Source organism: Aerococcus sp. UMB1112A, from assembly GCF_030230715.1.
Taxonomy (GTDB): Bacteria; Bacillota; Bacilli; order Lactobacillales; family Aerococcaceae; genus Aerococcus.
Window position 1 is genome coordinate 68,438 of record NZ_JASPDS010000002.1, and the last position, 14,355, is coordinate 82,792.

Annotated in this window: 14 protein-coding genes; 4 read left to right on the plus strand and 10 right to left on the minus strand. The window is 47.3% G+C overall.

Translation table 11 applies throughout. The annotated features are described in order from the left end of the window. Positions 1 to 97 precede the first annotated feature (97 nt). The 3 genes from QP860_RS01505 to QP860_RS01515 all read left to right on the plus strand — a co-directional run bounded on the left by QP860_RS01505 (position 98) and on the right by QP860_RS01515 (position 4,162). Positions 98 to 1,807: a LytS/YhcK type 5TM receptor domain-containing protein gene (locus QP860_RS01505; RefSeq protein ID WP_070617034.1), complete on the plus strand. Its 1,710-nt coding sequence runs from the start codon at positions 98 to 100 to the stop codon at positions 1,805 to 1,807. Next, positions 1,807 to 2,517, plus strand: coding sequence for a LytR/AlgR family response regulator transcription factor (locus QP860_RS01510; RefSeq protein ID WP_070617033.1), 711 nt, complete (start codon positions 1,807 to 1,809; stop codon positions 2,515 to 2,517). The genes QP860_RS01505 and QP860_RS01510 overlap by 1 nt, the downstream gene beginning before the upstream one ends. 157 nt (positions 2,518 to 2,674) lie before the next feature. Next, a complete protein-coding gene (locus QP860_RS01515) occupies positions 2,675 to 4,162 on the plus strand; it encodes a carbon starvation CstA family protein (RefSeq protein WP_070617032.1) in 1,488 nt (495 codons plus the stop codon). 65 nt (positions 4,163 to 4,227) lie between these two features. Here the strand turns inward: QP860_RS01515 and hemW are convergent, their stop codons facing one another. The 3 genes from hemW to truB are packed head-to-tail and all read right to left on the minus strand — an operon-like array spanning position 4,228 to position 7,264. Beyond that, positions 4,228 to 5,382 carry a radical SAM family heme chaperone HemW gene (hemW, locus tag QP860_RS01520; RefSeq protein WP_070617031.1) on the minus strand — a complete coding sequence of 385 codons (1,155 nt, stop codon included), beginning with the start codon at positions 5,380 to 5,382 and terminating at the stop codon, positions 4,228 to 4,230. Then, entirely contained in the window at positions 5,379 to 6,344 is a 966-nt protein-coding gene (ribF, locus tag QP860_RS01525; RefSeq protein ID WP_070617030.1) for a riboflavin biosynthesis protein RibF, read from the minus strand. The genes hemW and ribF overlap by 4 nt, the downstream gene beginning before the upstream one ends. Positions 6,345 to 6,355: 11 nt before the next feature. Then, entirely contained in the window at positions 6,356 to 7,264 is a 909-nt protein-coding gene (gene truB / locus QP860_RS01530; protein WP_284912065.1) for a tRNA pseudouridine(55) synthase TruB, read from the minus strand. Positions 7,265 to 7,403: 139 nt separating this feature from the next. On the opposite strand from truB, the gene QP860_RS01535 reads away from it, so the two are divergent. Further along, a complete protein-coding gene (locus QP860_RS01535) occupies positions 7,404 to 8,411 on the plus strand; it encodes an MsnO8 family LLM class oxidoreductase (RefSeq protein WP_284912066.1) in 1,008 nt (335 codons plus the stop codon). Positions 8,412 to 8,496: 85 nt separating this feature from the next. On the opposite strand, the gene rbfA is transcribed toward QP860_RS01535, so the two are convergent. From rbfA to QP860_RS01570, 7 genes are all read right to left on the minus strand, one after another. Continuing rightward, on the minus strand, positions 8,497 to 8,850 hold the full coding sequence (rbfA, locus tag QP860_RS01540; RefSeq protein WP_284912067.1) for a 30S ribosome-binding factor RbfA: 354 nt from the start codon (positions 8,848 to 8,850) through the stop codon (positions 8,497 to 8,499). A 13-nt stretch (positions 8,851 to 8,863) separates the two neighbouring features. Continuing rightward, positions 8,864 to 11,044 (minus strand): translation initiation factor IF-2, encoded by a 2,181-nt coding sequence (infB, locus tag QP860_RS01545; RefSeq protein ID WP_284912068.1) that lies wholly within the window; start codon positions 11,042 to 11,044, stop codon positions 8,864 to 8,866. Positions 11,045 to 11,107: 63 nt separating this feature from the next. After that, the gene (locus tag QP860_RS01550; RefSeq protein WP_070617026.1) at positions 11,108 to 11,395 is read right to left on the minus strand and encodes a L7Ae/L30e/S12e/Gadd45 family ribosomal protein; all 288 of its coding nucleotides are present in this window, start codon (positions 11,393 to 11,395) and stop codon (positions 11,108 to 11,110) included. Further along, positions 11,382 to 11,684, minus strand: coding sequence for an RNase P modulator RnpM (gene rnpM, locus QP860_RS01555; protein WP_070617025.1), 303 nt, complete (start codon positions 11,682 to 11,684; stop codon positions 11,382 to 11,384). The genes QP860_RS01550 and rnpM overlap by 14 nt, the downstream gene beginning before the upstream one ends. Positions 11,685 to 11,715: 31 nt before the next feature. Further along, positions 11,716 to 13,053, minus strand: coding sequence for a transcription termination factor NusA (gene nusA / locus QP860_RS01560; protein ID WP_070617024.1), 1,338 nt, complete (start codon positions 13,051 to 13,053; stop codon positions 11,716 to 11,718). 20 nt (positions 13,054 to 13,073) lie between these two features. Beyond that, on the minus strand, positions 13,074 to 13,547 hold the full coding sequence (gene rimP, locus QP860_RS01565; protein ID WP_067976083.1) for a ribosome maturation factor RimP: 474 nt from the start codon (positions 13,545 to 13,547) through the stop codon (positions 13,074 to 13,076). Between the two features lie 123 nt (positions 13,548 to 13,670). Further along, a complete protein-coding gene (locus QP860_RS01570) occupies positions 13,671 to 14,339 on the minus strand; it encodes a P-II family nitrogen regulator (RefSeq protein ID WP_070617023.1) in 669 nt (222 codons plus the stop codon). Positions 14,340 to 14,355 lie beyond the last annotated feature (16 nt).

Sequence of the window (14,355 nt, forward strand, 5' to 3'; positions counted from 1 at the left end):
GAGAATCTGTTAAACTTAGCAATAGCTAAAGAAAATCGATCAATAGTGTATATAATTGCTAAACCCCAACTATTTTTCATGAAGAGAGGCTCGTTAAATGCTTGAACTTTTTATGCTGTTGATGGAGCGGGCCGGCTTGATGGTTCTTCTCGCCTACGCCCTACTCTATATTCCCCGCTTCAAGGAGGCCCTGGTCAACCGTCAATCAAAAAAAGACTACCTGGTCTTATTGGTCGTCTTTGCTGCCTTCACCGTCTTTGCCAATATTTCTGGGATTGAAATCCTTGCCTCAAGGGAGATTGTCCCCGTCCACACCTGGTCCATCCAGGCGGGCTCTGCTATTGCTAACTTCCGGGTCGTTATTATCGGTATCGCAGGTCTGGTTGGTGGCTTTGCCCTGAGCTTGCCCATTGCAGGTCTATCGGCTTTAATCCGCTGGCTCCAAGGTGGGGATACGGCATATATCTATGTGACATCCTCCCTCTGTATCGGCTTAGCAGCAGCCTATCTAGGTCAGTTTTTTCCCAGTTCGCTCAAGGCTATCCAAGTCCGCCAGGCTGCTCTTTCGCTCATGGGCTTGGAGCTAATCCAATTGTCCCTCATTGCCCTCCTCTCTCCTTCTAGCCAGGAAGCCCAATCTCTCCTCCAACTTATCGCTCTACCTATGCTAGTAACGGATGGGCTAGGGGTCTGGCTTTTTTTGAGCGTTATCCAGCAGAGCTTGCGCGATTTAGAGTGGGCAAAGATTTCCCAGACCAAGGATATTTTCCTGGTGACTCAAAAGATCCTGCCCTACTTCTCCAGTCAAATGACCCAAGAGAGCGCGGAGATCATTTCACTTAAACTCTATGAGAGCTTCGACCTCCAAGCCATCGCCGTCTATAGCCCCAAAAGCCAGCTCTACGCCTATCCCAAGTCACTCGCCCTCAGCCGTGACCAAATCAGCGATTTTTGGCAAGCCTACCAGGGCCAAGCCGAGGCTGGACAGCTCATCCAAGTCGGCGATTACCTCTCCCTGCCCATCTTCGTCAAGGAAGACTTGCACAGCCTTTTTATCCTAGAATTCAATAGCCATGCGGAACCCAATCCCTTGATCGAAGAAATCCTCCTTGGGCTTTCCCAGATCCTCTCCATGCAATACGAATTAAAAATTGCTGACCAAAACACCCGGCTTTTGAAGGATGCCGAAATTAAGTCGCTCCAAGCCCAGGTCAACCCCCACTTCTTCTTCAATGCCATGAACACCATCAGTTCCTTAGTGCGCTTAGATCCCAACCGTGCCCGACAACTTCTGATTGAATTGAGCCACTATTTCCGGGCCAATCTGAATGGGGCCCGCAATGAAAAAATTAGCATCAGCCAAGAATTAGAACACATCCAAGCCTATCTCTCGATTATCCAGGCGCGTTTCCCTGACCGCTATCAAATCTCAAAAGTAATCGATCCGGCGAGCCTGGATCTTTTAATTCCTCCTTTTGTCCTCCAAATGTTGGTTGAGAACGCTATCCAGCACGCCTTTGAAAATAAGGCAAACAAGAACGACCAGGCTCTGACCATCAGGGTACAGGTCCAAGACCAAGAGCTGGCCTTAAGTGTCAGCGACAATGGTTCTGGCATAGGGGAGGATAAATTAGCGGCGATCTTTAATAATGAAAGCATTCCAAGTAAGGGGAACGGGACGGCCCTCAACAATATTCGCCAGCGACTAAAAACTCTCTACAATGACCAGGCTCAGTTCGACATCGAGACCTCCCAGGCAGGCACCCGAGTGAGCTGCCTCATCCCAATTGAAAGGAAGAATGACTAATGCATCTTTTACTTGTTGATGATGAACCCCTAGCCCGTGACGAGCTCCAATACCTCATCCATAACCAACGCAAAGACTGGCAAATTGAAGAAGCGGCTAGTGTCGAAGAGGCCCTAACAGTGCTCTTAAGCCAGAAGATCGACCTGGTCTTTTTAGATGTACAGTTAGTAGGCGAGACAGGCCTTAAAATTGCCGATGTCATCCGGCAGATGCCCAAACCCCCTCTAGTGGTCTTTGCGACGGCCTACCAGGAATATGCCCTGGATGCCTTCAACTTGGATGCCGTGGATTATATCATGAAACCCTTCGAAGAAGACCGTATCGAGCAGTGTATCCAAAAGATTGAACACCTCGTCAAGCGGCCGCAAGCTGGTTCAGAAGCCAGTCCCAAACGTTTTCCGGTCCAGGAAGGAGAGGCCATTGTCCTGCTCGACCAAGCGGACATCCAAGCCATTGTAGCAGAAGCAGGCAATACCCTTCTTTACACAAGTGCTCAGGCTTACAATAGTTCAGAGACCCTCAAGAGCTTTGCAGAAAAGCTAGCTGATCAAGATTTCCTCCAAGTCCACCGCTCTTATATCGTCCGCTTATCTGCCATCAAACGGATCGAACCCTATTTCAACCAAACTTATATGCTCAGCCTAGACCAGCTCAAGGTTCCAGTCAGTCGGTCCTATACAAAAATTTTCCGCGATAAGTTGGGTTTTTAAGTCCTAAACAAGCGATCACAAGTGCCCGCATTTCACTGGCGCATTTAGTTAATTCAAGCGTCTCCCTAGTCATTTCGCGGCAAAAAGATTAAAAAAACTTTAAAATATGCTATCCTAACAACATATAAAGCGATTACATAAGAAAGGAGCACTTTATATGTTTACATTTTTAGGCGGCATTGCCCTCTTGATCCTTGGCTATTTTGTTTACGGGCGCTTTGTCGAGCGGAACTTCCAGATTGAACCCAACCGGACAACACCGGCTGAGGCCCTCCGCGATAACTTAGACTTTGTTCCCATGTCTAAACAGAAGAATGCCATTATTGAATTGCTCAATATTGCCGGAACGGGTCCAATTTTTGGCCCAATTATGGGTGCCCTCTACGGTCCTGTAGCCTATCTTTGGATTATCATTGGCTGCATCTTTGCGGGAGCTGTCCATGACTATATGATCGGGATGATTTCCCTGCGTAATAATGGGGCTCACCTACCCGAATTGACAGGACGTTATCTCGGAAATATTGTCAAGCATGTAGTTAATATTTTCGCCATGCTCTTACTTCTCCTGGTCGGGACGGTCTTTGTCATGTCCCCCGCCAGCCTAATTAAATTAATCCTACCCGCTGGCGTCCCATTGATCGGTATTGTGATTGCTATCTTTATCTACTACCTGATTTCGACCATCCTGCCGATTGATAAGGCCTTGGGTAAGGTCTATCCCTGGTTTGGCGCTATCCTAATCATTTCGACAGCTGCAATTGGCCTGCGCTTACTTATGGTCGACCATGCCTCTATGCCTGAATTAAGCCTGGCTACTTTGCAGAACTTCCACCCAGATAAATTAGCCATCTTCCCGGGTATGTTCTTCACCATCTCCTGTGGGGCCCTATCCGGCTTCCACGCCACCCAGGCCCCCATGGTTTCTCGGACGATGACCAATGAACGCGAGGGCCGGTATACCTTCTATGGGATGATGATCGCTGAAGGAGTCATTGCCATGATTTGGCTAGCGGCTTCCCTCACCTTATTCGACGGTAAGACCCTAAGTGAAATGATTGCATCAGGTACACCATCTGTTGTCGTTAATGAGGTTTCTTATCTCCTGCTCGGTAGTATCTTCGGTACCCTAGCCATCATGGGAGTTATCGTCCTCCCGCTTTCTTCAGGACTTTCTGCCTTCCGCAGTCTGCGCGCTATCCTAGCTGACTACCTGAACATTAAGCAAGATACGATGAAAAAGATCCTAGCGATCACCCTACCCCTCTACGCCATTTCCTTTGTCCTCACCTTCGTGGACTTCCAAGTGCTCTGGCGTTACTTTAACTGGGCCAACCAAGTGACCGCTGTAATTTCACTTCTTGTATCTACCCGCTACCTCTATCTCAAGAGTCGCAATTACTTAATCACCCTGATTCCAAGCCTCTTCATGTTACTGGCAGTAGTGGTTTATATCTTGACCGAACCAATCGGCTTTAGAATGTCCCTATCAACAACAACCTATATTGTAGGTTTCATTATTACAGCCGCTATTTTCGTCCTCTACTGGATCTCTGGCAAGCGCCAAAAAGCCGCACTCAGTCCCGACGATCCCCTCTTAAACGACCAGCGGCCGATTAATGTCCAAGCCAGTAAACAAGAAATTTAGTTAATAGCAAAAGCATCCCAGACCTCTGTCAAAGAGAATCTGGGATGCTTTTCATTTTAATTGCCCTAGTCGGTCTCATCGGAGAGGAGGAAGGTCTGGAAGACCTCGTTGCCGAGGAAGAGGCCATGGTGGCTTAAGGCGATATGGTCCTCATCGAAGATTATCAAGCCCTGGTCTAAGAGCTGGTCGATGGCATCCTGGTATAAGTCGTAGAGGTCGATACCAAAATCCGCCTTAAAGCGGGCCCGAGAAACCCCTCCTGCTTCTCTTAAGCCCAGGAACATCTCTTCTTCTATCCGCTGTTCTAAGGATAATTCTTGCTTTCTAAGGATAGCATGGCCTCGGTCAGCCACAGCTTCGAGATAGTGCTGGATAGGGCCATGATTTTGGTAGCGCCAACCCTTCAAGTAGCCATGGGCCCCTGCCCCAAAACCAAAATACTCGGCATTGTCCCAATAGGCCAAGTTGTGCCGGGATTCATAGCCGGGAAGTCCATAATTAGAAATTTCATAATGGCGGCGGCCTGCACCCTCCATAGCATCAATAGCCACTTGGAACATCTCAGCTTCCAAATCCTGGCTAGGCAAGGGAAGTTTGCCCTGGCGCATCAAATTATAGAAGACCGTCTTCTTCTCTAAGATCAGAGAATAAATGGAATAATGGGGTAGGTCCAGCTTTAGAGCCTGGTGTAAAGAATCTTCAAAATCAGCCAAAGTTTGCTTAGGTAAGGCAAAAATCAAATCCATAGAAAGGTTATCAAAGCCCATCTCTTGGGCCAAGCGGATACCGGCAACAGCTTCTTCAGCCGTGTGTTTGCGGCCAATCTTTCGTAAGAGTTCATTGTTAAAGGTCTGAACCCCGATACTCAGGCGATTAACCCCTTGTGCTTTAAGCATAGCTAACTTGTCAGCCGTAATATCATTGGGATTGATTTCAAAAGAAATCTCGGCTTCTGGACTCAAGTCAATCAAAGGATAGAGAGACTGAAAGACATCTGCAATCTGGGCCTCATTGAGGCTGGAAGGCGTCCCGCCTCCCACATAAATGGTTTCAATCTTTTCCTGACCTAATTCTTGAGCAAAGGCCCGGTATTCGCGTCCCAAGGCAGAGATATAGTCATCCACTGGCTGGTTTTCGATAAAGACCTTGTTAAAGTCGCAATAATAGCAGATATGATTACAGAAAGGAATGTGGATATAAATCGATTGTGCCAAGCTTATCCCTCATTCATTTCTTCTAAGCCCTCTTGGTCGAAATAAGCCTGTGTATCCAGGGCATCCTGGTGGAGCTGGTCCACTAAGGCTTCTGCCGAGTCAAACTTTAATTCAGGCCTTAAATAAGCATGCCAAAAGACGGTCATGGTTTCCCCATAGATCTCTTCTTCAAAATCTAGCAAGTTAATTTCCACCGTCTGTTCGCGATTGTCACCGAAAGTCACATTGTAACCAATCGAAGCCATTCCCCGGTAGAGATGGTGGTTGAGCTCACATTCCACAGCGTAGACCCCAACAGCAGGCACTAAGACTTCCTCGCTAAAGCTTAAATTCGCCGTGGGATAGCCCAGGGTCCGGCCCCGCTTCTCGCCATGGATAACTGTGCCCTTGAAGAAGTAAGGGTGGCCCAGAGCCTGGTTGGCCGCTCCAAGTTGGCCTTCTTCAAGAAGGGCTTTGATCCGCCTACTACCTATCTTTTTGTTTTGGAAGGCGAGTTCAGGCACTTCAAGGATCTCAAAGCGTCCCTTGGCATAATCCGGCAGGGTCTGCATATTGGCAATATCCTTCTTGCCATAAGTATAGTCAAAACCAGCCACCACAACGGCGGCATTCAAGCCAGCCATGTAGTGGTCAACGAATTCTTGGGGCGTTTGATAGGCAAATTGACTGGTGTACTGGACAAGGTAGAGATAGTCCACGCCATGGTGGGCCATTAGCCGCTCTTTAGCCTCAACCGTGGTTAAATATTTCACCTCAGTCGGCTTGAGTTCTTGATACATGATGCTCGGCGCCATGTCAAAAGTCATAGCAACTAAGGGGAGGCGGCGTTTACTGGCTTCACGCCGAGCGGCCGCTAAGACCCGCTGGTGGCCCCGGTGGACCCCATCAAAGAAACCTAGTGCTAGCACAATAGGCCCTTTTAGAACTTGGTCATTAGAGAATGGATGGTGTAATTTAATTGTCTGCATAGAATCCCTCACTAAAACATTTTTAATGGTTTCATTTGTTCCGATAAGTCTGGATGCTGGCCATAGAGTGCTTTGAGCTGACCGTCGATATAGGCTCGCACGGGTAGCTTGTCAGCCAATTCAGTAGGTAGATTTTCTTGGTTCAGAACTGCCCCATTGGCCACTAATTTCTTTAAATGGTCAGGAACTTGCCAAATCGGATATTGGCCCAAGAGCTCATCAAGGGGATGGAGAAAGGACTGGTCGCCAGCTTCCACCATCGCTTTAACCTCTTCAAGACGGTAACAATCACTGGCTTTAAAGGGGGTCGAAGCTATCCGAGTCAGTTGAGTCATCGTCGCTTCTTGACCGAAATAAGTGCCAAGATCCGTCGCAAGGGTCCGAATATAGGTCCCCTTGCCGCACTTGACTTCAAATGGAAAAGTCAAACGTCCTTTATCTTTATTGTAAGTCATAGGGCCTGTTTGCGCAAAATAATCGATCCGTGCCTTGCGCTTAGGCCGTTCAACTGTCTCCCCTGCACGGGCGTAGTCATAGAGGCGGCGTCCCTTTACCTTGACCGCTGAGTACATCGGTGGCACCTGGTCAATCCAACCTTCTAGCGAGCTCAAACCTTCAGCTAATTCCTCGTCAGTAAGTGGCTTATCCAGAAAACTTTCAGCTACCACTTGGCCATCCAAGTCCTGGGTATCCGTAGCGAAACCGAGACAAATTTCACCGCGATAGACCTTATCTTTATCCATCATGAAATCAACCAGCTTAGTCGCCTTACCGATGCAGATAGGCAAGACCCCATCGACATTGGGATCGAGAGTTCCTGTGTGTCCCACTTTTTTAGTCTTTAGTATTTTTCTAAGTTTAAAGACGCAGTCATGACTGGTCATGCCTTTTTCTTTCCATAAAGCAATAATCCCATCCATAAACAATCCTCCTTCTCCGTATCTCAGTCATTATAACAAATTCCCCTGGAAAGCTGAAGATATCTGCTAAGGAATCTGGAATTTTTGCTTTCCCCCAAATAAGCTGATAGAATCTAATAAAAAGTAAGGAGGCCTTTACATGAAATTATCTGCTCTCGATCTCATTAGCCGGCCCAAGGATAAAAACTTAAGCCAGGCCTATGCCGACAGTATCCAACTCGCCCAGTACCTCGACCAAATCGGCTACCAGCGGATCTGGTACGCTGAACACCATGGCTCTAGTACGCACGGTTCTTCCGCTCCAGAAATCCTTGCTGCCTATGTGGCTGCTGCTAGCCAACAAATCCGTGTGGGGACGGGAGGGACCATGATCATGCACTATTCCCCTCTGAAGATTGCTGAAGTCTTCAAATCATTAGCCACCTTAGCTCCTGACCGGGTGGACCTCGGTATTGGCCGAGCACCAGGCGGAGGACGTCAGGCCATCTATGCCCTAGGCCAAGGTGACCCCCACTGGCCAGATGACCTCTACCAAAAAACAGCGACCATCCTCCAATTCATCAGTGAAGAAGACCGAACCGATCCTCTCTATCAAGGGATTGAAGCCTCGCCCCAGGGACTTGAAAGCCTGCCCCAAGCCTGGATGCTAGGCTCAAGCGGTAACTCAGCCGGCCATAGTGGACGTTTAGGAATGGGCTATAGCTTTGCCAAGTTCTTCGGTGTTAAGGCACCGGAAGATATCTTCACCCACTACCGGCAAAGCTTCCGTCCTAGTGCCTTCCACCAAGAACCACAAACCATGTCGACCTATATGGTGGTTGCAGCAGACAGCCGTGAAGAAGCGGACTACCAAGCCAAGTCCTTGGAAATTGCCCGCTTCGAACAGGCGCAGAACCGCTTTAATCCCATCTTATCTGCCGAAGAAGCTGCGGCTATCAACTTATCCCCTCAAGCCGAGCACTTTATCCAAGAACAAGAAAAACAACGTATCTTCGTCAAGGGGACGGCCGAAGAAGTACGAGACATTCTGCTTGAAGAAAAAGATCGCTATCAATTTGATGAAATCATGATCTACACGCCTCTAGCAGACCAAGAAGCCCGACGCCGGTCCTATCAATTACTCTACGACCAGCTCGCCCAAGCTTAAACGTTAAAAAGCAAGCAAGGAACTGGATGGAATCCAGTCCCCTGCTTGCTTTTTTATTCTGCTATTTAGGCCATAGAGTCTTTCTCTACTTTTCTTCAGCTTTAATCTTATTCAACAGGGCATCGATATGCTCACCGTATTCGAGCGAACTATCGCGCTTAAAGCTTAATTCAGGTGTTTTATAAATTTGCAGGCGCTTGCCAACTTCACTTCGGATAAGGCCAGATGCCTTGTCTAAGCCTTTTTGCACTTCTTCTCGCTTACTTTCGGACTTATCTAGCGTCGAATAGTAAACCGTGGCTTGTTGGAGGTCGCCAGTTACATCAACATCAGTGATGGTGACATTTTCAACCCGGGGGTCTTTGACACGTTTTTGCAAGATGTCATTGACTTCCCGGAGGATTTCCTGGGCCACCCGTTCCACACGGTACTTAGCCATAATCTTTCACCTCTTATTTACGTTTAATTTCAACCATTTCGTAAGGTTCAATAATATCATCAACTTTGATATCGTTATAGTTTTCGATCATTAATCCGCATTCAAAGCCCTTGCTCACTTCTTTGACGTCATCTTTAAAGCGGCGCAGGGAAGCTAATTCCCCATCGTAAACCACAATATTATCGCGGATGACGCGGACCTTGCTGGACCGGCGAATGACACCATTGGTCACATAGGCCCCGCCGATAGTCCCTACCTTAGATACCTTGTAGGTTTCGCGGATAACCACTTCACCTGTTACTTGTTCTTCGTATTCAGGATCGAGGAGACCGGTCATGGCATCTTCAATCTCTTGGATGGCATTGTAGATCACATTATGAAGACGAATTTCAACATCTTCAGCTTGGGCTTGGGTCTTGGCTTGAGGGGTTGGACGCACATTGAAGCCAATAATGATAGCGTTAGAAGCAGAAGCGAGTGTCACATCACTCTCGTTTACTGCACCCACGGCACTGTGAACAATGTCAACGCGCACATCCTCCACATCGATCTTCTTCAAGCTTCCTGCTAGAGCTTCAGCTGAACCTTGGACGTCGGCCTTAATAATCACATTAACGGTCTTCATTTGACCTTCCTTAATGGTATCAAAGAGATTATCCAAGGTGACCTTGGTGTGGGCTTGGCGGCGCTCTTCTTGGGCCCGAGACGCACGCTCTTCCCCAACTGTCCGTGCAGTCTTCTCATCTTCAAAGACGACGAAACGGTCACCAGCTGAAGGCGCATTTTGCAGACCAGTGATTTCGACTGGGGTAGATGGGCTGGCGTCATGGATGCGGCGGCCCTGGTCATTGACCATGGTCCGAACCCGGCCATAGGTATCCCCAACCACAATGGCATCTCCAGTATGGAGGGTTCCGTTTTGAACCAGAACCGTTGCAATGGCTCCACGGTGTGCATCTAAACGGGCTTCAATAACTGATCCGATGGCATAGGTATCTGGATTAGCCTTGTATTCCTCTACTTCAGAGATCAGCAGAACCATTTCTAATAATTCATCAATATTTTCCCCAAATTTAGCAGAAATATTGACAAAGATGGTATCCCCGCCCCATTCTTCAGGGACTAGTCCATATTCCATTAATTCATTTTTCACCCGGTCAGGATTGGCAGTTGGCTTATCGATCTTGTTGACAGCGACAATGATTGGCACATCGGCTGCCTTGGCATGGTTGATGGCTTCCACAGTCTGTGGCATCACGCCATCATCAGCTGCTACAACGATGATAACAATATCGGTAACGTCTGCCCCACGAGCCCGCATGGTAGTGAAGGCCGCGTGTCCTGGGGTATCGAGGAAGGTAATCAATTCATCATTGGCCTTGACCTGGTAGGCCCCAATATGTTGGGTAATGCCCCCAGCTTCACCTTCAACCACATTAGCTTGACGCAAGTAATCCAATAAGGTGGTTTTCCCGTGGTCAACGTGACCCATAATCGTCACAACAGCGGGACGGCTCTTCAGCTTGTCTTCCTCTTCATTGGCAGCTTCTTCGAAGTAATGGTCAAAGTCAGAGCGGTCAACAATTACTTTTTCTTCTGCTTCAATGCCATAATCATCGAGGATGAGTTCAATCGCATCACGCTCTAGGGATTCGTTTTGGGTGGCCATGATCCCCATCATGAAGAGTTTCTTAATGATGTCAGCTGGTGAGCGTTTAATCTTCTTAGCCAGCTCAGCCACTGTCATCCCATCGGTAAAGACAACTTTTTCTGGAAGTTCCTTAGGCTTGTTGTTCTTAGGTTGGTCATGGTGGATTTTCTTCCGTTTGTTGTAGTTTGGATGCTTATGGTTGTTTTTATTCTGGTTACGCTGCCGTTTATTTTGATTTTTCTTCTTATTTTTGTTTTTGCTCATATTTCCTTTTGCCTGATCTTTCTTTGTTTTGCCCTTCTTGTCTTGGTCATTTGCTTTCGCTTTATTAGTGTTATTTTTCTTGGCCTTTTGCGTATTCTGGGCAGGCTTGTCCTGGTCCTTCTTCTTCGCTAGGGCTTGGTCAAGCTGTTTAATTTGATCATCAGACATTGAAGACATATGGCTCTTGAATTCTAGCCCAGCTTCTTTGGCTTTCTTCAATACTTCCTTACTGGATAAGTTCTTTTCTTTTGCGTACTCATAGACACGTTTTTTTGACATGTCATCACCTTCCCTTTATCTATGCACTCATATTTTTCTCTCCTATACTTACTTTAATTAGGCTTAGTCCAAAAACGCCTTGGCAAAACCAGAATCAGTTAGGGCACAAGTCGAACGTTTCTTGCCCAGTGCCTGGCTGATAGCTAGCGTATCATGGTCTAAGTTAATAGGTATCTTATAATATGAACATTTATCTTTAAATTTTTTCTGCGTGCGTAAACTAGCATCACTGGCTACAAAAACCAACTTAGCTTGGCCTGAACGAATCGCCTTAAGCACTTGGTCTTCGCCACTCTCCAATTTACCGGCCACTTGGGCTAGGCCCAGACGGTTTAACTTAGAATTCTTCATTTTCGAATAATTCCTTACGCGCCTTTTGGTGAGCAACGTAGGCTTTCAATTCTTCGTAGAATTCATCTGAAATATCGACATTGAGATGGCGGTCTAGAAGATGTTTGTCCCAGGCTTTTTGGACGAGGTCTGGATCTAAGCTCACATAAGCACCGCGGCCATTCATCTTACCGCTGGGGTCAATGGCAACCTCCTTTTCAGGTGTTCGGACCACACGCACTAAGTCCTTCTTAGGGACCTGTTCATTGGAGACCACACATTTCCGCATGGGGATTTTTTTCTTTTTCAAGGCTGTCCCTCCTTCAAGTCACTTGCTCGACCTAAATTTCAAAGTCCTCTTGTAAGTCGTCATAAGAGGTCTCGCTATCATTTTCGATATCAGCTACCGCATCTTCCATTTGGTCAGGACCAAGATTGCCTTCTTCGATGTCATCTGCACGGAGGCCTTGGTCATCTAGGTCCTCAGCAGCTACTTCTTCTTCAATAGCTTCTACTTCATCCGCAACCGCTAAAAGCTCATCATCTTCTGCTGGTTCAGCAGGCGCAGCGCCTTCCTCAGCCAGCACTTCTTCTTCAACCATCTCGGGATGGAAGAGCGCTTCATAGTCTTCTGAAGCTTGGAAGGCATCGAATTCTTCTTCTGACTTAATATCAATCTTATAGTTGGTCAGTTTAGCCGCCAAGCGGGCATTTTGCCCCCGTTTCCCAATCGCTAGAGAAAGGTGGTGATTAGGAACAACAACCACGCAAGAGCGTTCATTAGGAACGAAGTGAACTTCTAGAACCTCTGCTGGATTCAGGGCATTCTTGATCAATTGGGCTGGATCTTCTGTCCATTCCACAATGTCCATATTCTCACCGTGAAGTTCATCCACAATAGTTTGTACCCGCGAACCCCGTGGGCCAACGCAGGTTCCCACTGCATCCACATTAGGGTCATGGGAGTAAACAGCCATCTTGGACCGGTCTCCGGCTTCCCGGGCAATAGCCTTGATTTCAACCGTCCCATCATAAATTTCCGGTACTTCTTGTTCAAAGAGTCGCTTCAACATATTAGGATGGCTGCGACTAACATAAATTTGAGGTCCTTTAGTCGTATTTTCGACCCTTTCCACATAAACTTGGACGCGGTCGTGGGATTCAAAGTGTTCACCTGGAATTTGACCTTCTGGTGTTAAGGCAGCTTCGATCTTCCCTAGATTAATATAAACATAGCGACGGTCTTGACGCTCAACAGTCCCTGTCAATAGATCATCTTCGTAATCGATAAATTCATTATAGATGATATTGCGTTCCGCCTCACGGATCCGTTGGGTAACCACTTGTTTGGCAGTTTGGGCAGCGATCCGGCCGAAGTCTTTAGGAGTGACCTCGAAGCGAATCTTATCCCCCACCTCATAAGCGGTATTCCGTTCGTGGGCCTCTTCCAAGGAAACTTCCAGGGTTGAGTCCATCACCAGGTCGACGACTTCTTTAACCGCATAGACCTTGATTTCACCCTTCTTCTCATCGAAGTGGACTTCCACGTTTTGTGCTTGTTTGTAATTGCGCTTGTAAGCAGAAACAAGGGCTGCTTCCAAGGCTTCAATAATGACTTCCTTTGAAATTCCTTTTTCGTTTTCCAATGTTTCAAAGGCTTGAATTAATTCTTTTCCCATTCTAATCCCCTTTAACTCAATTAAAATTCAATGGCCAAACGAATTAAGGCCACAAGCTGACGCGGAATCGTCTTTTCAATCCGCCGCGTCTTATCTTTAACTTCTATGGTAAAAGCTTCTTCATCCGCTTGGAGGAGTCGTCCTTCCCATTCCTTAGCACCTTCAAAGGCTTGATAGAGCTTGAGGTGGACCCATTTGCCAATGGAAGCTTGGATATCCGCCTCATTCTTCAGTGGACGCTCGGCACCGGGTGATGAAACTTCAAGATAATAAGCGCCAGGGATTGGATCAGGATCTGCTTGGTCTAAAATTTCTGATAAAACTTCTGAAACGGTCACACAGTCTTCAATGGTGACCCCTCCAAGCTTATCGATATAGATACGCAGATACCAATTCTTTCCTTCTTTTGTATATTCCATGTCGAACAAGTCATAAGCGAGTTCCTCTAACTTCGGCTCGATTAAAGTTCTGACTTCATCAATGACTCTTGCCACACAATCCCCCACTTTCTATTTCATGAAAAAGAGTGAGCGTTCCCGCTCACTCCTCACTGGTCCCTTAATTACATTTATAGTTTAACATGATACGCGCCAAATAGCAATGTTTTTAGACTAAAGCTAACTTGACGCCTCGTCTGCTGGCTTAGGCGGAACGAGTCCACGTTTGGAATTCACTGGCACAGTGAACAAAATCCCGCGCCCTGGTTTGCATAAGTCTGTTTCAGTAATAATTTTATCTGAAATTTCTTGAACGAGAGCGCTTGGGATCACCATAACCACGATCTCTTTTTCGAGTTCAATCGGGAAGTTAAAGACCTTGCCCGTCTCATGCACACCTGTTCCACGCCCGTGCAGGATCGTTGCACCTCGGGCACCGGCTTCACGGGAAACTTCTACCACTTGGTCGCCCATCTGCCGGTCAACAATAACCGTCATCAGCTGGCTATCGGAAGCTTCTACCTGGCTTTCATCAAATGGGCTGTTAATCTGCTTACTGCCCTGGAAGCTAGAAATATCAAAGGAGAAGAGGACCCCCTTACCTTTGCGATCGAGCTTCAATTTGTCATTCAATTCTTGGTGGAGGCGACCTTCTAGGGACTTATCCACCGCAATCAAAACGACTTCGCGTTTGGAATCGTGAAAGCCGAGGGCATGGGCCAGGCGACTGCTGATTGTACCTTCCGCACGAATCACTGTGCCTCCTGGCGCCCCAACTGCTTTAGCCGCTTTAATCAATTGGCTCGCGGTCCCAGCCTTGACGACTGCTAAGAATAATACGGTTTCCATTAGGCTAGTTGACAAC

Excerpts from the sequence above, each read along its gene's own strand:
- QP860_RS01505 (WP_070617034.1), top strand. The coding sequence starts at position 98 with ATGCTTGAACTTTTTATGCTGTTGATGGAGCGGGCCGGCTTGATGGTT.
- truB (WP_284912065.1), bottom strand. The coding sequence starts at position 7,264 with ATGGATGGGATTATTGCTTTATGGAAAGAAAAAGGCATGACCAGTCAT.
- QP860_RS01535 (WP_284912066.1), top strand. The coding sequence starts at position 7,404 with ATGAAATTATCTGCTCTCGATCTCATTAGCCGGCCCAAGGATAAAAAC.
- rbfA (WP_284912067.1), bottom strand. The coding sequence starts at position 8,850 with ATGGCTAAGTACCGTGTGGAACGGGTGGCCCAGGAAATCCTCCGGGAA.
- ribF (WP_070617030.1), bottom strand. The coding sequence starts at position 6,344 with ATGCAGACAATTAAATTACACCATCCATTCTCTAATGACCAAGTTCTA.
- QP860_RS01550 (WP_070617026.1), bottom strand. The coding sequence starts at position 11,395 with ATGAAGAATTCTAAGTTAAACCGTCTGGGCCTAGCCCAAGTGGCCGGT.
- QP860_RS01515 (WP_070617032.1), top strand. The coding sequence starts at position 2,675 with ATGTTTACATTTTTAGGCGGCATTGCCCTCTTGATCCTTGGCTATTTT.
- infB (WP_284912068.1), bottom strand. The coding sequence starts at position 11,044 with ATGTCAAAAAAACGTGTCTATGAGTACGCAAAAGAAAAGAACTTATCC.
- QP860_RS01570 (WP_070617023.1), bottom strand. The coding sequence starts at position 14,339 with ATGGAAACCGTATTATTCTTAGCAGTCGTCAAGGCTGGGACCGCGAGC.
- nusA (WP_070617024.1), bottom strand. The coding sequence starts at position 13,053 with ATGGGAAAAGAATTAATTCAAGCCTTTGAAACATTGGAAAACGAAAAA.
- QP860_RS01510 (WP_070617033.1), top strand. The coding sequence starts at position 1,807 with ATGCATCTTTTACTTGTTGATGATGAACCCCTAGCCCGTGACGAGCTC.